17 protein-coding genes and 1 tRNA gene are annotated in these 19565 nt (G+C 66.3%); 12 read left to right on the top strand and 6 right to left on the bottom strand.

Translation table 11 applies throughout. The features are described 5' to 3' along the window. Nucleotides 1-10: 10 nt before the first annotated feature. Entirely contained in the window at nucleotides 11-742 is a 732-nt protein-coding gene (gene ftsE / locus QZL87_RS17470) for a cell division ATP-binding protein FtsE (protein ID WP_295321667.1), read from the bottom strand. 157 nt (nucleotides 743-899) lie between these two features. On the opposite strand from ftsE, the gene QZL87_RS17465 reads away from it, so the two are divergent. Further along, on the top strand, nucleotides 900-1676 hold the full coding sequence (locus tag QZL87_RS17465; protein ID WP_295321666.1) for a zinc-ribbon domain-containing protein: 777 nt from the start codon (nucleotides 900-902) through the stop codon (nucleotides 1674-1676). A gap of 57 nt (nucleotides 1677-1733) precedes the next feature. Here the strand turns inward: QZL87_RS17465 and QZL87_RS17460 are convergent, their stop codons facing one another. Beyond that, nucleotides 1734-2795 (bottom strand): putative sulfate exporter family transporter, encoded by a 1062-nt coding sequence (locus QZL87_RS17460; RefSeq protein WP_295321665.1) that lies wholly within the window; start codon nucleotides 2793-2795, stop codon nucleotides 1734-1736. A gap of 105 nt (nucleotides 2796-2900) precedes the next feature. On the opposite strand from QZL87_RS17460, the gene QZL87_RS17455 reads away from it, so the two are divergent. The 5 genes from QZL87_RS17455 to QZL87_RS17435 all read left to right on the top strand — a co-directional run bounded on the left by QZL87_RS17455 (nucleotide 2901) and on the right by QZL87_RS17435 (nucleotide 8606). Continuing rightward, nucleotides 2901-2977 (top strand) — tRNA-Arg (locus QZL87_RS17455). Nucleotides 2978-3181: 204 nt separating this feature from the next. After that, nucleotides 3182-4198 (top strand): formylglycine-generating enzyme family protein, encoded by a 1017-nt coding sequence (locus QZL87_RS17450; protein WP_295321664.1) that lies wholly within the window; start codon nucleotides 3182-3184, stop codon nucleotides 4196-4198. A gap of 242 nt (nucleotides 4199-4440) precedes the next feature. Then, nucleotides 4441-5649, top strand: coding sequence for a CoA transferase (locus QZL87_RS17445; protein WP_295321663.1), 1209 nt, complete (start codon nucleotides 4441-4443; stop codon nucleotides 5647-5649). A gap of 4 nt (nucleotides 5650-5653) precedes the next feature. Continuing rightward, nucleotides 5654-6868: an acetyl-CoA C-acetyltransferase gene (locus QZL87_RS17440; RefSeq protein ID WP_295321662.1), complete on the top strand. Its 1215-nt coding sequence runs from the start codon at nucleotides 5654-5656 to the stop codon at nucleotides 6866-6868. A gap of 142 nt (nucleotides 6869-7010) precedes the next feature. Further along, a complete protein-coding gene (locus QZL87_RS17435) occupies nucleotides 7011-8606 on the top strand; it encodes an acyl-CoA dehydrogenase family protein (RefSeq protein ID WP_295321661.1) in 1596 nt (531 codons plus the stop codon). Here QZL87_RS17435 and QZL87_RS17430 read toward each other — a convergent pair. From QZL87_RS17430 to QZL87_RS17415, 4 genes are all read right to left on the bottom strand, one after another. After that, nucleotides 8603-9766 carry an alginate lyase family protein gene (locus tag QZL87_RS17430; protein WP_295321660.1) on the bottom strand — a complete coding sequence of 388 codons (1164 nt, stop codon included), beginning with the start codon at nucleotides 9764-9766 and terminating at the stop codon, nucleotides 8603-8605. The two genes, QZL87_RS17435 and QZL87_RS17430, sit on opposite strands and share 4 nt — an antisense overlap. Beyond that, a complete protein-coding gene (locus QZL87_RS17425) occupies nucleotides 9763-10938 on the bottom strand; it encodes an alginate lyase family protein (protein ID WP_295321659.1) in 1176 nt (391 codons plus the stop codon). Before QZL87_RS17425 ends, QZL87_RS17430 begins: the two co-directional genes overlap by 4 nt. Before the next feature lie 77 nt (nucleotides 10939-11015). Next, nucleotides 11016-13937 carry a TonB-dependent receptor gene (locus QZL87_RS17420; protein ID WP_295321658.1) on the bottom strand — a complete coding sequence of 974 codons (2922 nt, stop codon included), beginning with the start codon at nucleotides 13935-13937 and terminating at the stop codon, nucleotides 11016-11018. Between the two features lie 257 nt (nucleotides 13938-14194). Next, nucleotides 14195-15346, bottom strand: coding sequence for a glycoside hydrolase family 88 protein (locus tag QZL87_RS17415; RefSeq protein ID WP_295321657.1), 1152 nt, complete (start codon nucleotides 15344-15346; stop codon nucleotides 14195-14197). A 123-nt stretch (nucleotides 15347-15469) separates the two neighbouring features. On the opposite strand from QZL87_RS17415, the gene manD reads away from it, so the two are divergent. From manD to QZL87_RS17385, 6 genes are all read left to right on the top strand, one after another. Then, nucleotides 15470-16681, top strand: coding sequence for a D-mannonate dehydratase ManD (gene manD / locus QZL87_RS17410; RefSeq protein WP_295321656.1), 1212 nt, complete (start codon nucleotides 15470-15472; stop codon nucleotides 16679-16681). 123 nt (nucleotides 16682-16804) lie between these two features. Beyond that, complete coding sequence (locus QZL87_RS17405; protein ID WP_295321655.1) at nucleotides 16805-17512, top strand: FadR/GntR family transcriptional regulator; 708 nt, start codon at nucleotides 16805-16807, stop codon at nucleotides 17510-17512. 103 nt (nucleotides 17513-17615) lie between these two features. Beyond that, nucleotides 17616-18095 carry a helix-turn-helix transcriptional regulator gene (locus tag QZL87_RS17400; RefSeq protein WP_295321654.1) on the top strand — a complete coding sequence of 160 codons (480 nt, stop codon included), beginning with the start codon at nucleotides 17616-17618 and terminating at the stop codon, nucleotides 18093-18095. A 59-nt stretch (nucleotides 18096-18154) separates the two neighbouring features. Next, the gene (locus QZL87_RS17395) at nucleotides 18155-18529 is read left to right on the top strand and encodes a hypothetical protein (protein WP_295321653.1); all 375 of its coding nucleotides are present in this window, start codon (nucleotides 18155-18157) and stop codon (nucleotides 18527-18529) included. A 25-nt stretch (nucleotides 18530-18554) separates the two neighbouring features. Next, on the top strand, nucleotides 18555-18968 hold the full coding sequence (locus QZL87_RS17390; protein WP_295321652.1) for a hypothetical protein: 414 nt from the start codon (nucleotides 18555-18557) through the stop codon (nucleotides 18966-18968). A gap of 27 nt (nucleotides 18969-18995) precedes the next feature. After that, nucleotides 18996-19499, top strand: coding sequence for a winged helix DNA-binding protein (locus QZL87_RS17385; RefSeq protein ID WP_295321651.1), 504 nt, complete (start codon nucleotides 18996-18998; stop codon nucleotides 19497-19499). Nucleotides 19500-19565 lie beyond the last annotated feature (66 nt).

Raw genomic sequence — 19565 nt, 5'->3', positions numbered from 1 at the left:
GGGCGCGCCGTCACGCTCGGTTCGCCGGCGGATAGCGCAGCGCGCCGGTGGGGTCGGAAAGGCGGCCCTTTTCGAGCCGCATCATCTGCGCATTTTCGATCCGGCTGATCAGGTGGATGTCGTGCGTCGCGACGACGACGGTGGTGCCGAGGCGATTGAGCGCCTCGAACAGCCCCAAAAGGCGCATCGCCATCTCGGGGTCGACGTTGCCCGTCGGCTCGTCGGCGACGAGCAATTGCGGGCGCGCGATCACCGCGCGCGCGATCGCGACGCGCTGCTGCTCGCCGCCAGACAGCGTCGCGGGGCGCGCGTCGGCGCGGTCGCCGAGTCCGATCCAGCTCAGCATCTCGCCCACGGGGCCCGAGAGATCCTCTTCGCTGACCCCCGCGATGCGCAGCGGCAGCGCGATATTGTCGCGCGCGCTCAGATGCGGGATCAGGCGGAAATCCTGAAACACGACGCCGATGCGGCGACGGAAGCCGGGCAGGCGGTGGCGCGGCATCGCGACCAGATCCTCACCGAACAGGCGGACGATGCCGCGGCTCGGCCGCTGCGCGAGGTAGAGCATCTTGAGCAGCGACGTCTTGCCCGCGCCCGATGCGCCGGTGAGGAAATAGAAGCTGCCCGGCTGGAGATTGAAGCTGATGTCGGAGAGAATTTCGGCATCGGGACCGTAGCGGAGGCCAACGCCGTCGAATTCGACCATCGCGCCGCCGGGGCGCACCGGGGATGCGTCGGTCATGACGTCACGCGCGCGCGATCATGCGCCGGCACGGGGCCAAGGAACAGGGGCGCTGGTCCGCTCATCCGCCTGCCTGTCGCACGGCTGTCCACCAAGGACAAGGCGCGAGTGAACGCGGCGCTTGCAACGCCGCGAATCAGCGTGTTTAGAAGGACCCATGATCCTCGCCTGCCCGTCCTGCCACACCCGCTATGTCGTGCCCGATACGGCGATCGGACCGACGGGGCGCACGGTGCGCTGCGCCAATTGCCGCCATAGCTGGTTCCAGGAACCCGCGGTGGCGCCCGCTCCGGCGGCTGAAACGCCGGCCACTCCAGCGGTCGAGACGCCCGCGCCGGCGGCCGAGCCCGCCGTGCCGCCGGTTCCCGCAGCGACCTATTCCGACATTCCCGAGGCTTCGCCGAAGCCTGCTCCGCCGCCGCCGGCCTTCGCCGCCGCGGCCGAGCCGATGCCGCGCGCGACGCCCGCTGCCGCCGACGCGCCGCTGCCCTTCCGCCGCCCGCGACGCAATCCCGCGAAACGCTGGACGGCGATCGCCGCCAGCGCCGCCGTGCTGATGATCGCCGCGACCGCGGGGCTGATGTATTTCGGCCTGCCGGGCTGGGCGCAGGGGCTCGGCCTGCCGGGCGGCGTCGACGAGCCCGACCTGGTGATCGAGCTGCCGCCGAACCAGGATCATCGCGAACTCGCCGACGGGACGATCTATTTCGCGGCGTCGGGGGTGATCATCAACCCGACCGATCGCGAACAGCGCGTGCCGCCGATCCTCGCCGAGCTGCGCGACGCACAGGGAACGATCGTCTACAGCTGGACGATCAAGCCGCCGGTGCGGATGCTGCCGCCCAATGAAAAGGTCAATTTCAGCGAGGCGAAGCTCGACATTCCGCGCCGCGCGACGCAGCTGACGGTGAGCTGGGCGCTACCGAAAGGTTGACACGACCAAAACCCCCTCCTCTTCAGAGGAGGGGCTTACAGTCGTGACGTCACGGCCTCACAGGCTGATCGCGGCGCCCATGGACAGCAGGAAGCTGGTCAGCGTCGCGACGATGATCGGCGCGAAGCTGCGCCATCCCTGATCGAGGAGCAGGTGCAGTCGCGCCTTCATCGCGGTGGCGACGATCGCGAGGAGGAGCAGCGCCTGCGCGGCGGTCGCGGCGGCATCCTGCGCGGGCGCGGGGATCAGGGCCAGCGAATTGATCGTGGCAAGGCCGAGGAAGCCGAGGATGAACCAGGGCAGGCGGAGCGGAATGCGCTGCTTGGCTTCCGCTTCGCCGCCGCGGCCGAGCCAGAGCGCGACGAGCATCAGCATCGGCGCGAGCAACGCGACGCGCGTCAGCTTGACGATCGTCGCGACCTCGCCCGCTGGCTGCGAGAAGGAGAAGCCGCCGCCGATCGCCTGCGCGACGTCGTGGATCGATGCGCCGATCAGGAAGCCCGCCTGCGCGTCGCTGAGGCCGAGCTGCGCCGCGAGCACCGGATAGAGCGTCATCGCGAGCGCGCTCGCGACGGTGATGCCGACGAGGGTGAGCGTGAAACGCGCCTGGTCGATCCGCCGGTCGCCGATCAGCGACCAGAGCGCGAGCGCCGCCGACGCGCCGCAGATCGCGGTCGCGCCGCCCGCGAGCAGAGCGGCGTGGCGGTCCTGTCGGAACAGCGGGGCGGTCGCGACGGTCACGACGATCACCGCGAGCATGATGACGAGGAGCATCGCGAAGGGCAGCGGTCCCAATTCGGCGAGCTGCCCGGCGGTGATCCGTGCGCCCACGAGCACGATGCCGATGCGCAGCGCGGTCTGCGACATCAGGTCGAGCCCGGCGTGGGTGCGCCGGTCCTGCGACAGGAAGGAGAGGGCGAGGCCGATGAGCAGTCCCATCAGTACGATCGGCGCGGCATAATGGTCGGCAAGCCACGCGGCGGCGAGCGCGGCGATGGCGGTGACGAGGCTGCCCGGCAGATAATCGCGCCAGCGATGCCGCGCGGGCGGATTCGCCTCGAGCTGCATCTCGCCATAAAGATCGGCCGCCATCGGCCAGCTCTGTTCGGATAGTTTCACCAACGCTCCCGTCCTCTTTGCGGGGACCGCTTCGCATATCCGGGCGCAACGGTCGATAGGCCATTGCTGGCGCGGCGCTCCCTTGCTAGAGGCCGCGCTCTATCAGCACCCGTAGCTCAGCTGGATAGAGCGCTGCCCTCCGAAGGCAGAGGCCAGGGGTTCGAATCCCTTCGGGTGCGCCATTTCCTTTATATTTCAATTAGCTGCTGTTTCGGTCCGTCGGGCATGGCTTGATTGCGGGCGGAGACGGCGGCGTCTGCTCCATCGTGAATGGGATCGGGCTGAGAATCGAATGGTCCGCGCGTCGTGCAAACGGGCGCGCCGGTCGCCGGCATTGACCGGCGCCGCGTGGCATCTATCAAGACTTTCCCGAGTGGAGACCCGATATGATCCGAATGCCCTCGCTTTCCTTCGTCGCGATTGCCTCGCTGCTCGCGCTTACCGCGTGCGGAGACGATGCCGCCGAACCGGACGAGGCGGCGGCGGGCGCGAAGGTCGCGCGTGTCTGCCCGGGCATCGCCGATACGCCGGTGAAGCTTGCGGGCGGCACGTTCGATATGGGCGAGGACGACGTCTATGACGAAGAGGGGCCGGTGCGAAAGACGACGGTCGCCGGTTTCTGGATCGATCCGCACGAGGTGACCAACCGCCAGTTCGCGACGTTCGTCGATGCGACCGGCTATGTCACCGTCGCCGAAAAGCCGGTCGATCCGAAGCAGTTCCAGGTGCCCGTCGAGCAGATCCCGCCCGACATGCTCAAAGCCGGCTCGGCGGTGTTCACCCCGCCCGATTTCCCGTCCAACAATTATGCCGACTGGTGGAAATATGTCCCCGGCGCGAACTGGAAGAAGCCCTATGGCCCGACCGGTCCCGACAGCATCGCGAACGAGCCCGTCGTCCACCTCGCATGGGACGATATGGTCGCTTATGCCAAATGGGCGGGCGGGCGCATTCCGACCGAGGCCGAATGGGAATATGCCGCGAGCGCGGGCGAGCGGTCGAAGAATGTCCAGCCGGTGGAGGCGAACAGCTGGCAGGGCGCCTTTCCCAATTACAATGAAGAAAGCGACGGGTTCAAAGGCGTGGCGCCGGTCGGCTGTTACAAGCCCAATGCGAACGGCCTCTACGACATGGTCGGCAATGTCTGGGAAGTGACCGCCGACTTCTTCAGGCCCGGCCACGATCCCGACGACAAGGACAATCCGAAGGGCCCCAGCGAAAACAACGCCTATGATCCATTCAACCCGGGGATGCCGTCGCGCACGGTGAAGGGCGGCAGCTACCTCTGCGCTCCCAATTATTGCCAGCGCTATCGCCCCGCCTCGCGGCAGGGGCGCGACCCGGGGCTCGGCACGAGCAATGTCGGTTTCCGCCTTGTTTATGACGAGGCGCCGAAGGTTTGACATGCCAACGCGCCGTTGCTTGATCGGCGGCACCCGCGGGGCAGCCCCAGGATTGACATAGTCCCGATTTTATATTGCAAAAATAAAGACTTATATCGTAAGAAAGCAAGCTCTGGCGTAGAATGGCGCGGGCTGTTAACACCGGCTCCGAAGGCGGCGGCCGGGGGTTTGTGTCCCGTGGGGTGTGCCGGATAGCGTAGAACGGCCGTTCGGGCCGGGGACCTTGGGGAGACAGGCGCCGGATGTACGACTTGCTGGCCGGCCTGTCGGTGATCGAGGCCTCTTCCTTCGTCGCTTCTCCGACCGCCGGGCTTTATTGCGCGCAAATGGGCGCCGAAGTGATTCGCGTCGACCAGATCGGCGGCGGCCCCGATTTCCGGCGCTGGCCGGTGACCGCGGCCAATGACTCGCTCTATTGGGAAAATCTCAACCGCGCGAAAAAGTCGGTCGCGCTCGATCTCGGGCGGCCTGAGGGGCGCGAGATCTTGCAGGCCCTGGTGCGCGCGACGGGGCAGTTCGTCACCAATTTCCCCGTCGGCGGTTTCCTGTCGCACGACATGCTCGCCGAAGGGCGCGCCGACCTGATCACCGTGCGCGTGATGGGCTGGGCCGACGGTTCGCCCGCGCTCGACTATACGGTGAACAACAGCGTCGGTTATCCGATGCTCACCGGTGTGGGCCCCGAACCCGTCAATCATGTGCTGCCCGCGTGGGATCTGCTCACCGGCGCCTATGCCGCCTTCGCGCTGCTCGCGGCGATCCAGCGACGGAGCGCGAGTGGTGAAGGCGGCGAGGTGCGGATCCCGCTGTCCGACGTCGCGATCGGCACCGTCGCCAATTTGGGCGGGGTCGCCGAGATGCTCTATACGGGCGAAAACCGGCCGCGGCTCGGCAATGCCGTCTATGGCCTGTTCGGGCGCGATTTCGTGACGCGCGACGGACGGCGCACGATGATCGTGGTCGTGACGCCGCGCCAGTGGGCGAATCTGATCGCCGCGCTGAACCTGAGCGAAGGGATTGCGCGAATCGAGGCGGAACGCGGGGTGTCCTTCGCGGCCGACGACGGGCTGCGCTTCGCGCATCGCGACGCGCTTTATCCGATGTTCGAGGCGGCGATCGCGGCGCGCGACCATGATGATCTCGCGGCGGCGTTCGATGCCGGCGGGATCGTCCATTCGCCCTATCGCACCATGTACGAGGCGGTGCAGGACCCCGCGCTCGTCGCGGACAATCCGATCTTTGGCACGGCGGAAAATCCCAGCGGTTTCGCCTATCCCGCCGCGGGCGCCTTTGCGACCCTGCCGCATCGGGAGCGCCAGCCGCCGCGCGCCGCGCCCCGCAACGGCGAGCATAGCGAGGAAATATTGGCCGAGCGGCTGTCGCTTTCGAGCGGCGAGCTTGCCCGCCTGATCGATGCCGGTATCGTCGGCGTCGCCAAGAATGGAGATTGACCATATGACCCTGCGCCGCGCCGCCATCGTCGCCCCGATCCGCACCGCCGTCGGCAAGTTCGGGGGCGCGCTTTCGTCGATGACCGCGGGCGAACTCGGCGCGGTGATCCTGAAGGCGCTGGTCGAGCGGACGCAGATCGATCCGGCGCGCGTCGACGACGTCGTCTTTTCCCAGGGCTATGGCAATGGCGAGGCGCCGAGCATCGGCCACTGGTCGTGGCTCGCCGCGGGGCTGCCGATCGAGGTGCCGGGCTATCAGCTCGACCGCCGCTGCGGTTCGGGCTTGCAGGCGGTGATCAACGCCGCGATGATGGTGCAGACGGGCATGTCCGACGTCGTCGTCGCGGGCGGCGTCGAATCGATGTCGAACGTCGAACATTACAGCACGGACATTCGCAAGGGCGTGCGCGCGGGCAACCTCACGCTCCACGACCGGCTGACGCGCGGGCGGGTGATGTCGCAGCCGGTCGAGCGTTTCGGGGTGATCACCGGCATGATCGAGACCGCCGAAAATCTCGCCAAGGATTATGGCATCTCGCGCGAAGCGGCCGATGCCTATGCGGTGCGGAGCCATCAGCGCGCGGCGGCGGCGTGGGCGAAGGGGCTGTTCGACGACGAGCTGGTGCCGGTCGCGGTGCCGCAGAAGAAGGGCGATCCGGTCGTCTTCGCGCACGACGAGGGCTATCGCGCCGATGCGAGCATGGAGACGCTCGGCAAGCTGCGTCCGCTCGAAGGCGGGGTGGTGACGGCGGGCAATGCGAGCCAGCAGAATGATGCGGCGGCGGCGTGCCTCGTCGTCGCCGAGGACAAGCTCGATGAACTCGGATTGGAACCGATCGCCTGGTATCACAGCTCGGCGGCGGCGGGCTGCGACCCGAGCCGGATGGGCATCGGGCCGGTGCCCGCGGTCGAGCGGCTGTTCGCGCGCAGCGGCCTCGGCTGGGGCGACATCGATCTGGTCGAGCTCAACGAAGCCTTCGCGCCGCAGGTGCTCGCGGTCTTGAAGGGCTGGGGCTGGTCGGACGACGACAGCCGGAACGCGATTTTGAATGCCAACGGCTCGGGCATCTCGCTCGGCCACCCGATCGGCGCGACCGGCGGGCGCATCCTCGCCAATCTGACGCGCGAACTGGTGCGCCGCGACGGACGGTACGGGCTCGAGACGATGTGCATCGGCGGCGGGCAGGGCATCGCCGCGATCTTCGAGCGCGCTGCATAGGGGGCATAGGATCGACGAAGATGAAGCCGCCATCTCAACAAAAAGCCGTTTGTGCTGAGCTTGTCGAAGCACCGTCCTTCTTCGCGAGGCCCGAAAAGAAGAACGGCCTTTCGACAAGCTCAGGGCGAACGGATTGTTGGTAATGCAAGCCGATCTGAACAACGCACTGAACGCAGCGCAGGCTTATCGTGACGCCGTGCGGAGGGCGCTGGCCGACCGGCTGGCGGCGCGGCCGATCGACCGCGAGCAACGCGCGGCGCATGGTTTCGCATGGGTCGCGACGACGGTAGCGGCGCTCGAAGCGACGCTGGCGTGGTGTGAGTCCGGGCCGGACTCGAACCCGCTCGACGCGAAGATCGCCACCCTAGCCTTTGTCGAAAGCATCGGCCAGCTCGCTGGAGGGTTGCCGATGGGGCAGAATGAGATGTTCCGCCCGGCCGATCTGGGGCTGAGCGTCCAAGCGCGCTCGCTCGCCGAGGCTTGCGCCGGCTTGCTCGACGCCGACCATGCCGCGACGCGCGCCGAGGTCGCCGCCGCGCTCGCCGCGGGGCATTGGCCGAGCGAGACGCTGCACGACGCCGATCTTGACGCGATCCGCGAGCAGTATCGCCGCTTCACCGACGCGGCGATCCTGCCGCATGCCCACGGCTGGCACCTTGCCAACGACCTGATTCCCGATGCCACGGTGCAGGCGATGGCCGACCTCGGCACCTTCGGCGTCTGCATTCCCGAAGAATATGGTGGGCTCGGGCTCGGCAAGCTCGTCATGTGCATCGTCACCGAAGAGTTGTCGCGCGGCTGGATCGGCGCGGGATCGCTCGGCACGCGGTCGGAGATCGCCGGCGAATTGATCGCGACGGGCGGCACCGACGCGCAAAAGGCCGCATGGCTGCCCAAGATCGCGAGCGGTGAGATTTTGCCGACTGCGGTGTTCACCGAGCCCGACGTGGGATCGGACCTCGGATCGCTCCAGACCCGCGCGCGGCGCGAGGGCGATCATTGGGTGATCGACGGCGCGAAAAACTGGATCACCCACGCCGCGCGCTCGGACCTGATGACGCTGCTCGCGCGCACCGTTCCGCAAGCGAAGGGCTATGCGGGGCTGTCGATGCTGCTTGTGCCGAAGCCGCGCGGGACCGAGGCCGATCCCTTCCCCGCCGAGGGGATGAGCGGCAGCGAGATCGAGGTGCTCGGCTATCGCGGGATGCGCGAATATGCGTTGCAGTTCGACGCGTTGCGCGCGCCCGCCGACGCGCTGCTCGGCGGCGAAGAGGGGCAGGGATTCAAGCAGCTCATGCGCACCTTCGAAGGCGCGCGGATCCAGACCGCCGCGCGCGCGGTCGGGGTGGCGCGGCGCGCGCTCGAACTCGGGCTCGACTATGCGCAGAGCCGCAAGCAGTTCGGCCAGGCGATCATCGCTTTCCCGCGCGTGTCGGACAAGCTGGCGATGAGCCTCGTCGATTTCGTGATGGCGCGCGAATTGAGTTATGCCGCCGCGCGCGCGAAGGACGGCGGCAAGCGCTGCGATATCGAAGCGGGAATGGCGAAGCTGCTCGCCGCGCGCGCCGCCTGGTCGAACGCCGACGCGAGCCTGCAGATCCATGGCGGCAACGGCTATGCGCTCGAATATGAGATCAGCCGTGTGCTGTGCGATGCGCGCATCCTCAATATCTTCGAGGGCGCGGCGGAAATTCAGGCGCAGGTGATCGCGCGCGGGCTGATCGAAGGGCGCAATTAGAGCCAGAGCAAAGGCTGGCGAACGGGGAAGTTGCGCACGACCTCGCCGATTGCGGGGTCGGGATTCAGCCGCTGCCAGAGCGCCAACCAGTCTTCGTGTGTCTGCGCGAGGCCGCCGAAGAGCAGGCTCGGCTGGCGCACCGGGAAACCGTCCCAATATTCCACGTCGGGGGGCAGCGGCCATTTTGCCTTGTCGGCGATGAAGGGCGCCATCCATGCGATCGCGCCGCCGATCGAGCGACCGTTGGGGGTCTGCCAGCCGATCAGCTCGCGACCGCCGAGCAGCCACGCCGACGCGGCGAGGACGTCGAGGTTGAAGAGCGAATAGGCATAGGGCTTGGTGCGCGCGAGTTCGAGCGGTTGGCGGCCATCAGGCTCAATCTGGGTCGGGATGATGATTGACTTGAGCCGGGCGCGCGCATCGGCGAGGATGTCGTCGCGGCCGAGCAGCGCGGCGAAGCTGGTGGCCTGCAAGAGCCAGCAGGTGCCGTGGTTGTTCTTCTCGTCGCGCTCTTCGATACCGAAGGGCGAGGTGGTAAGCCAGGCGAGATAGTCGGCGAACCAGCCTTCGACTCCCGCGCGGATCGCGGCATAGCCCGGCGCGCTCTTTCGCGCGAACAGCGCCGCGGCGCGCGCGACCTCGACGATCTGCAGCGTGTCGATCACCCCGATCGCGCGGCCCGTATTGACGCCGATGATCGCCTGCGCGTGGTCGAGATTCGGGTTCATGCGCGTGGCCGGGGCGACGAACCATGCGTGGAGGTGGCGCATCGCGGCGTCGGCGAAGCGGGCCTCGCCGGTGAGATCCCACAGCGCCGCGAGCGCGGGGACGGTGCGTCCGAAAGCGATCAGCGCGTCGCGGTGGCCGTCGAACTTGTCGGGGTTCGAGCGGCCGTCGCGGCGGATATAGGCGCCGCCAGGGTTCGCCGGGTCGGGCCACCAATAGTCGCCCTCCGAATAATAATCCTGCGGTCCGGCGGGGCTGCGCGGCGCGGAGATCGCGGCAATGGTGCGCGGCTCGGCGGCGAGCAGGGCTTCGGCTTGCGGCAGCAGGCGGCGGCGCTCGACCCCGCGAATATCGAGCGCGCCGGGCCGCGGGCGCGCCCATGCCGCGGGTGCGGCAAGCAACGCGGTGAGGAGCAGGGTGCGGCGTGCGATCATTGGAGGCTCTTTGGAGCGATGCGACGGCGAAGCAACAGATCGCCATCGACTGCGCGCGGATAGGCGCCCGGTCCCCAGGCGTCGTCGGCGCGCACGAGCAGCCGGTCCAGCGTCGCGGCGGGCCAGCTCTGCTCCTTGTACGGCCAGTCGGATGCGCGGCCGCGATATGCGGCGACATAGTCGGTCGCCTGGCGCAGCGAGCGGCCGCGTTCCTCGGCGCGATAGAGATCGATGCCAAGGCACGCCGCGCTGTCGGCCAGCGCGTAGGCGGCATCGAGCGCATAGAGCGAATAGTGGAAGCTGCGCGTTCGCGTCAGCTCCTTGGGCAAGGCGCCAGAGGGATCGACTTGCCGTGCAAGGCGCTTCGCCGGAAAGGCGACGACGATTCGACGTGCGACATCGGGCCGCCGCGCGAACAGCGCGAAGCGCGCGACCTGCGCGTCATACCAAAGGCCATGGTTATTGGCGGCCTTGCCCTCCGCTCTGCCGTTCGGACTCATCAGCATCCAGTCGACATAGCGCGAAAACCAGCCTTCGAGCGCCGAGGTTTCGTCCGCGGTCAGCGCGCCCGACGGTGCGATCAGCCCGGCGGCGTCGATCACCGCGATGAAGCCCGCGCCGTCGAGCACGCCTTCGGCGCGGCCGTTCGACACGCCGGGCACGGCCTGCGCGAAATTCATGTTCGGGTTCATACGCCTCGCGGGATCGAGGAACCAGGCGCGGATGACGCGCGCGGCGCCCTCGGCATATTTTCGCTCGCCGCTGTAATAATGAGCGAGCGCGAGCGTGTCGGCGTCGCGCACCATGCGCGCAAGCGCGGCGCGGTCGAAGCGATCGCTTTCGATTTCGGGATTGGTGTCGCCGTCGCGGCGGACATAGGCGCCCTTCGGATTGGCGGGGTCGGGCCACCAATAGCGCGCGAGGCTGACATAATCATGGCGGTCGCCCGACACGGGGATGCTGCGCTTGTCGATCACCGACGCGGGTTTCGCCGCCAGCGCCTTGTCGGCGCGCGCGATCAGGTCGCGGTAAGCGGCGCCGATCGCCGGATCGTCCGGCAGTGCCGCCTTGATCGCTTCGAGATCGGCGGGGCGCAGCGCGAAGGTGCGGCGGCCGTCGAAGGATGCCGCATAGCCTTCGCTCGCGTCGCAAACGGGCGCCGCGACGGGCAAGGAAAAAGCCGCCGCCGCGGACGGAGTCGCGGCGGCGGCCAGGATAGCCCAAGGGAGTCGGGCTAAAGTCGCTGGCTTCACAGGCGGACCCGGAAGCCGAAGAAATATTGCGTGCCGCTGCGCGACACTTCGGCGATGCTGTCGTATCCGCCCTTGTACATGATGTCGTTGGTGCCGGTGACGTTGAGCGCCTGCAGCTTCAATTGGACATTGTCGGTGAGATTATATTGCGCCGACAGGTTGATGTAGGTCGCGCCGCGAATCTCGCGGTTAGTGCCGCTGTTCGGCTTGTAATAGCCCGAGCGGTAGCGAAGGTTGGCGCGCAGCGAGAGGCCCCATTTTTCGAACCAGACCGATCCGCTCGCGGTCCATTTCGACAGCCCGATGAGATTGGCCGGATCGACATAGTCGGCGATTGGCGAGGTGTCGGGATATTCGAAGTTGGCGAAGGCGCGGTTGACCGATCCCTGGATGCCGAGCCCGTCGAGCGGGTCGGGGAGCCAGGTGAAGGCGTGGCTCGCGGTCGCCTCGATCCCGTAGAGATGCCGCGTTTCGCCGTCGTTGGTCGGGGCGACCGGGGCGATGGTGACGGTCTCGGTCACCGGCGCGCCGCCGTCGCGGATCGTCGTGATCGTGACGTCGGTGGGGATCGGCTCCTCGGCGCGGATCACCGTGCCCTTCGCCCATTTATGATAGCCGGCGATCGAGAGCAAAGTGTCCTGCGACGCATAAAGCTCGAGGCTCGCGTCGAGGTTCCACGCGCGCAGCGGCTTGAGGTTGGGATTGCCGGTCGTCGCGTCGAAGATGATATTGTCGAGCCCGGTTCCCGCCGAGGGGTTGAGCCGGATGCCCGCGCCGAAGCTTTCGATTCCCGACCGCGCGATCGCGCGATAGGCGGCGAGGCGCAGCTTGACCTCTTGCGACAGGTCGAAGGCGATGTTCGCGCTCGGCAGGAAATAATTATAGCTGCCCTTGGCGCGGTTGGTCAGCAGCTCGCCGTTCGGATCGGGATCGACGCTATAGCTGTCGCCGGCGGTGTCGATCGTGATCACATAGGGCTGGCGATAGCCGATCGAGGTGATGTCGGTCTTGACCCAGCGCAGCCCGATATTGCCGCTGAACGGTATGCTGCCCGCCTGCGATTCGAAATTGGCGAGGCCGTAGAGCGCATAGATGCGCTCGGTGACGTCGATGTCGCTCGGGTCGCGGCCGTCGGTCGGATAGGGCAGCGCGTCGTCGCCGCCGGTGAAGGTGCGGAACAGGCAGTCGTTGTCGAAGGTCGCCCAGCGCGTGACGTTGGTGCCCATGCCCTGCATGTAGCTGGTGGTGGTGAAGGGCACGCGGCAGTTCCGGTTCGCCTGCGCGATCAGCTCGGCCGGGGTCGCGCCGTCGATTTCGGCGAGGGTGTTGAGGTCGTTGTTGCGCGCATTGTCGTTGGTGCGGTGATGGTCCGAATAGCGGCCGCCGACCTTGACCGAGGTAATGAAGCCGTCGAGCTCGCGCTCGACGTCGAGCCGCCCGGCCCAGATCCGGTCGCGGCGATCGGTGACGAAGCGGTTGCGCGCATAGACCGAATTGGGCGCGGTGGTCAGGAACAGGTCGTGGTCGGTGATGTCGAAATCCTCGAACGCGACGTTCGGCACGACATCGTCGTCCAGATAGGTCAGCGTGTACCCGACGCGGCGGTTCGAGCGCATGCGCGTCGCCTTCTGCGTTTCGGTGCGGTGGCTGTCCGAATAGGAGCCGTCGAAGCTGACCGTCCAGCGATCGGGGGTCCAGATCAGACCCAGGCCGCCGCCCTTGTAGGTTTCGTTGCGCTGGCGCGTTTCGAGCTGGTTTTCGATATTCGAGTTGCCGCGATAGCTGATCAGCGCGCCGGGCGAATAACCGTTGCTGCCGTCGCCGATGACCAGCGGTTCGATCCCGCGCAATCCTTCGGGAATGCCGAGCACATTGCGGTCCTCGCGGCTGCGGCGCTTCGAATATTGGCCGTCGATCGCGATCTCGAACTCGGGCGACGGGCGCCACTGGATCGCGCCGATCAGCCCGTCGCGAATCTCCGATGTCTTCTGGGTGCGGAAGCTGCGCGACGAGGTCGGGAAATAATAGTCTCCGATCGTCTCGCCGACCGTCACGCCATTGGCGGTGCGCGGCCCCTCGGCGAAGGTGCAGTTGATATTGGCGCCGGCGGCCGCCTGCGTCGCGGCATTGCCCGTCAGCTGCCAGGGATTGTCCGCCGAAGTGTTGCAGAGCTGAAAGGTCGAATTGCCGTTGTAATAATCCTCGGGCGCGCTCGTGTCCTGGCGCTGATAGCCGATCGATACGCCGACGTCGCCGAGCCCGGTTTCATATTGGTCGGTGTAGGAGAAGTTGGCGCGATAGCCGAGCCCGTCGTGCTGATAGACATCGTCGTCCTGCGGCTGAAAATCGCCGCGCACTTCGAACTGAATGCGGCGCTTGCCATAATCGAGCGGCTTCATCGAGCGAAGCTCGATCACCCCGCCGACGCCGCCTTCGAGGAAGTCGGCGCGCTGGGTCTTGTAGACGAGGACGCCGTTGACCAGTTCGGAGGGGAATTGCTGGAAGGCGACCGAGCGGTCGGGCCCCGCGGTCGACACCTCGCGGCCGTTGAAGGTCGAAAAGCTCAGGGTCGGGCCGAGGCCGCGCACCGACAGTTCGTTGGCGTTGCCCTTGAAGCGGTCGGCCGAGACGCCGACGATGCGTTCGAGCGTGTCGCCGACCGAATTGTCGGGGGTCGCGCCGATTTCTTCGCTGACGAGGCCGTCGACGACGACGTCGGCGGCGCGCTTGAACTCGATCGAGCTGCGCTGCGTCGCGCGCGTGCCGGTGACGAGGATCTCGTCGCCGCCATCGACTGCTGCCGCCGGCTCGCCCTCGACTTCGGCGGGCGCTTCCTGCGCCCATGCGGGCATGGCGGCGAACAGCGCCGCGGACGCCAGCAAGGCGGCGCGGGTCGGCAGGACCGATAATGACTTCATTTCCCTCTCCTTTTTGGCCGCCCCTGGACTTGCGGCGCGGACCCGGTTGATACCGGTGTCAATTTCAGTTGTTATACAACTTGAGAGATGTATTACAACTTTGAAGGAGGATGTCAATCGCTGGCGTCGCGAGCCGATTTCGGGGGACGAAGCGCGACCCTGGTTGACTGAATCGTCATCCCGGCCTTCGCCGGGATGATGGGATGCAGGAAGGCCATGGTTCAGTCTGACCGATCACACTTCAGGCGCGTTTTATATCAATGTTTTATACGTTTCTTCGCCAGGTCATACATCGCCGTTCCGGCGAGCAGATAGGCGCCGCTGCCATAAAATTGCGTTTCCTTTGCCGATACGCTGTCGGGGCGGTCGCCGACCTGCTGGACCCAGCCGAGCATGCCGTCGGGCTGCACCGCGCGGCCGAGCGCGGCCCAGCCGCGCACCGCCGCGGGCTCGTAAGTCGCGCGGTCGAGCAAGCCATTGTCGACCCCCCAAGCGAAGGCATAGGTGAAGAAGGCGGTGCCGCTCGTTTCGGGCGGCGTGCCGGGATCGTCGTCGAGCAGCGAGGCGGGCCAATAGCCGTCGGCCTTTTGCAGCGTCACGATCTTTGCCGCCATCTTCTTGAACAGCGTCTCGTAATAGGAGCGCCGCGGGTCCGTCCTGTCCAGCACCTGCAGCACGCGGACGAGACCGCCCATCACCCAGCCGTTGCCGCGGCTCCAGAACAGCTTGCGCCCCCTGGCGTCGCGCATGTCGAAAAAGCGGCTGTCGCGGAAATAGAGCTGCTCCGACGGGTCGAAGAGATAGTTGGTCGTCGCCTTCCACTCCGCGTGGACGAAATCGGCGTAACGCTTGTCGCCCGTCGCCTTGGCGAGGCGGAGCATCGTCGGCGGCGCCATGAACAGGGCGTCGCACCAGCACCAGCGGTCGGTGCAGGCCGATGTGCCCCTGCCGGGCGCGACGGGGATGAATTCGAGCCCGATCGTCGGCCGGTTGGCGAGGACATGGTCGAAATAGGCGCGCATCGGCGCGATCGCTTTCCTACCCGCGCCATTTTGCGCCGCCCACAGCCACGCCTGCCCGATCAGCTGGTCGTCGGCGTGGAAGGGAAGGTCGCCCATCTGCCATTGTTCGGTGCGGCCGAGGTCGAGCAGCGGCTTTGCATAGCTTTTGTCGCGATTCGCGAGTTCGGTCAGCGCGACCCAGAAGGTCGCCTGCTGCCAGTCGCGCACCTCCCGCACGCTCTTGCGCGCCGCGGGCATCGTCGCCCAGTTGGTGCGGTTCGCAAGCTGCCAGTCGGCGACGCGCCGCGTATCGGCGAGGATCGCGGCGGGCTGCGGCATCGCGGGCTCTGCTGGCGCCGCCGCGACGGCGGGCGCGGTCATCAGTATCGAAAACAGGCTCAGCGACATGGCATATCCTCTCCCTTTCAAACCGGCGGGCTTTTCGCCTTGACACCGGTAACAACCCTCTTTCCTTTTCGATCGGGTGTCAATAATGTTGTCACACAACTTTCCTGCAACAGAGGGGATAGAATGCCGAAGATCGTGTCAGCCCGGGTTATCCTGACCTCGCCGGGCCGGAATTTCACGACGCTGAAGATCGAATGCGACGACGGCACGACCGGCGTCGGCGATGCGACGCTCAACGGCCGCGAACTGGCGGTCGCGGCCTATCTGTCCGAGCATGTCGTCCCCTGCCTGATCGGGCGCGATGCGCACCGGATCGAGGATATCTGGCAATTTCTCTACAAGGGCGCCTATTGGCGGCGCGGCCCGGTGACGATGGCGGCGATCGCGGCGGTCGACATGGCGCTGTGGGACATCAAGGGCAAGGTCGCGGGGCTGCCCGTCTATCAATTGCTCGGCGGCGCGGCGCGCGAGGGCTGCATGGCCTATGGGCACGCCAACGGGACGACGATCGCCGATACGATCGAGGCGGCGCTCGACTATCAGCGGCAGGGCTACAAGGCGATCCGCCTGCAATGCGGGGTGCCGGGGATGGCCTCGACCTATGGCGTCAGCAAGGATCGCTATTTCTATGAGCCCGCCGACAATGATCTGCCGACCGAAAATATCTGGTCGACGGCGAAATATATGCGTGTCGTCCCCGAACTGTTCGCCGCGGCACGCGAGGCGCTCGGCTGGGACGTGCATCTGCTCCACGACATCCACCACCGGCTGACCCCGATCGAAGCGGCGCGGCTCGGCAAGGATCTGGAGCCCTACCGCCCCTTCTGGATCGAGGATGCGACCCCGGCGGAGGATCAGGAGGCGTTCCGCCTGATCCGCCGGCATACGACGACGCCGCTCGCGGTCGGCGAGATTTTCTCGTCGATCTGGGACTGCAAGGCGCTGATCGAGAATCGGCTGATCGACTATATCCGCGCGACCGTGCTCCACGCCGGGGGCATCACGCATATGCGCCAGATCGCTTCGCTCGCCGATTTGCATCAGGTGCGCACCGGCTGCCACGGCGCGACCGACCTGTCGCCGGTGACGATGGCGGCGGCGCTGCATCTGGGGCTCGCGATCCCCAATTTCGGCATTCAGGAATATATGCGCCACACGGCGGAGACCGACGCGGTCTTTCCGCACGCCTGGCGCTTCGAGGGCGGCATGCTCCATCCGGGCGACGCGCCCGGCCTTGGCGTCGAGATCGACGAGGCGCGCGCCGGAACCTTTCCCTATGCCCGCGCCTATCTGCCGGTGAACCGGCTCGAGGATGGCACGATGTGGAGCTGGTGATGTGCGGGCATTGCTTGCGATCCTTGCCTTCCCGCACCGGACAAAAGCGCCTCGAACCTCGAATGCGCGATTCATGGGTCCTGACCCTAGCCAGCCTCGCGGTGCGATGATAACGCAGCATCCATGGCGGTAACCAAGGCGGCATCGCTGGCCGACGATCTGGTCCAGCGTTTCGAGGAACAGATCGAGACGGGCGAAATGCCCGTCGGATCGCGTTTCCCGACCGAAAAAGAAATCACCGAGACGTTCGGCGTCAGCCGCACCGTCGTGCGCGAGGCCTATTCGCGGCTCGCGGCGCGCGGCTTGCTGGTCTCGCGCCGCGGATCGGGCGCCTATGTCCCCGACGGCGCGCAATATCGCGCCTTTCAGGTCACGGCCGAGGAAATCGGCGAGATCGACGATGTGCTGCGGCTGCTCGAAATGCGCATGGGGTTCGAGGCCGAGATGGCCGACCTCGCCGCGCGGCGTCGCACCGATGCCGACCTCGCCGCGCTGCGCCGGACGCTGGCCGCGATGGAGGAGAGCCGCGACGTCGATGCGTCGGTTGCCGCCGACGCCGCGTTTCATGCCGCGATCGCCAGCGCGACCGGCAATCCCTATTACCTCCGCTTCACCCAGTTTCTCGGCGTGCGGCTCGTGCCGTCGCGGCGGCTCTATCTGCAGGGCGACGATCCGGCCCGGCATCAGCGTTATGCGCACACGATCAACCGCGATCATGAAGCGATCGTCGTCGCGATCGAGGCGGGCGATCCCGTCGCCGCGCGCCGCGCCGCGCGCCGGCATATCGAAAAATCCATCCAGCGCTATCGCACTTTAAAAGAAAGCCGCTAGCGGGACGAATCGGGGGCCGCAGCGGTGACCGAATATGGATCGGACAGGAAATTAGCTACCTGCTGACCTTGATTTCGACTCGTGATGCTCTATTCCAGCCCCCGTGCAAGGCGACCCCGACAATTACCTCAGCCTGCTGTCCGCCGCGCAGATTGAAACGCTGCGGCACGTTTACGAGCACAAAAATTCCAAGCAGATCGCCCGCCTGATGAACGTGTCTCCGCACACGGTCGATGAACGGGTTCGGCGGGTGTTAAGAAAACTTAATGTTTCCAACAGGATCGAGGCAGCGCGGATTTTGGCTGTTAACGGTGTCTTCGATCATGTTACCCCTTATCAGCCTTTGACATATCAATTGATCGACCTAGGCGAGGTTCCTCCGCCCGCCGATGCCGAGGCGGGGCGCAGTTCGTTTCGGCGATTTTTCGACATCGGTTCGCCATTTCCTACCGCGTCCCAGCCGGCCAACCGGCATGGGTTGATGGAAAGGATAATCTGGCCGATCCTGATCGCAGTAGCGACGATATTGGCTTTCTCCGCTCTCTATTCGATCCTTGTCGGACTCGGTCGCGTTCTGACCTGATGTTCGAACGAATGCTGCGGGGGGGAACCGGTAGCATTCTTTTTCAAGGGAAAAAGATAATGCTGAATCAAAGAGTTTCTGCGGCGAAGAGGATCGCATCCGAGCTGCACCTGGCCGAAGATGCCATCGACGAGGCGATGATCCGCATCGCGCAGCTCGCCGCGACGCTGCCCACCGCGCGCCGCGAGACGAACATGTCGGCGATCGTCGGCCAGGAAGCGATGGCGAAGGTCGCGCAGGCGCTCGCCGCCGCCGGCGAAGTCCGCCAGCTCTTGACCGACGCGCATCTGGCGCTGACCGTGACGCAGAAGGAAGTCGGCCTCGGCACGCGCATGTTCGGCGCGGGCGTCAAGCCGGCCGCGGCAAAGCTGGTCGACGAAGGCAGCAACGACCGCCAGGGCGCCGACGCGCCGGCGTTCGCGAAGGCCGGCTGATTCCGCAAGAAGGTTGACTGCCACAATGTGGTCCGTGGCGATCTATTATGCCGTTCTGCTCATCACCGTGGCCGTCGCGATCCGTCGCGGCGGACCGCTCGAACGCTGGGCAGCCTATACGGCATTGATCGCCTCGGTCCTCACGACGGCCGTGACGCCTTTCCCGACCTGGACCAACATCGAGGTCAATATCTTCATCATCGACGTGCTGGTTCTGATGAGCTTTTGGTTCATCGCCATGCGGACGCGGAGTTTCTGGCCTTACTGGATCACCGGATGGCAGCTGATCGCCATTTTCGGGCATATCCAGAAGCTCATGTTCTCGGAGATATTGGCGCGGCCCTATTCGCTGCTCTCGGTGTATATATCCTATCCGATCCTGTTGCTGATCATCTACGCATCGGGGTCCTACAGTCGGCGGAATGACGTTGCGGCCTGATATGTGGCTCCCCAGGGGCATCGTTTCATGCAGCCATTTTCGAACGAAGAGATTGCCGAGCTGAAATCGCGGGTCGACCAGATCCACCAGCTGCTCGCGAGCCGCGGCGAGGAATCGTCGCCTGCCGCCGCGCGCGGTGGCGAGATAGCCCGGAACGAGGCGCCGGCGAGTGCCGGGCTGCTCGACCAGCTGTCGCTCAGCATCCAGATCCGCCGCATCCGCCGCAGCCATTTCGGCACCGCCGAAATGTCGGGAGCGGTCTGGGACATGATGCTCGACATGATGCTCGCGGGCGCACACGGCCGCGAACTTAGCGCCAGCGATCTCGCGACCGGCGCGGGGGTGCCGCTGTCGTCGGGGCTGCGCATGATCGCCTCGCTCGAACGGCGCGGGCTGGTGCATCGTTCGATCGACGAGCGCGACCGCCGCCGCACGATCGTCCGGCTGACCGACAGCGGGACCGAGCGCATGGCGAGCTATTTCGAGAAAATCGGCGGCGTCCGCCAGGCTCTCCCCCAGCTGGCGGCCTAGAGTCTGATCCCAATCTGAATCGTCATCCCGGCGCAGGCCGGGATCTCGCCGGTGCATCAGGCTGAT

The sequence above is a fragment of the uncultured Sphingopyxis sp. genome (assembly GCF_900078365.1).
Classification (GTDB): Bacteria; Pseudomonadota; Alphaproteobacteria; order Sphingomonadales; family Sphingomonadaceae; genus Sphingopyxis.
This window is presented reverse-complemented; position numbering and strand designations above follow the sequence as displayed.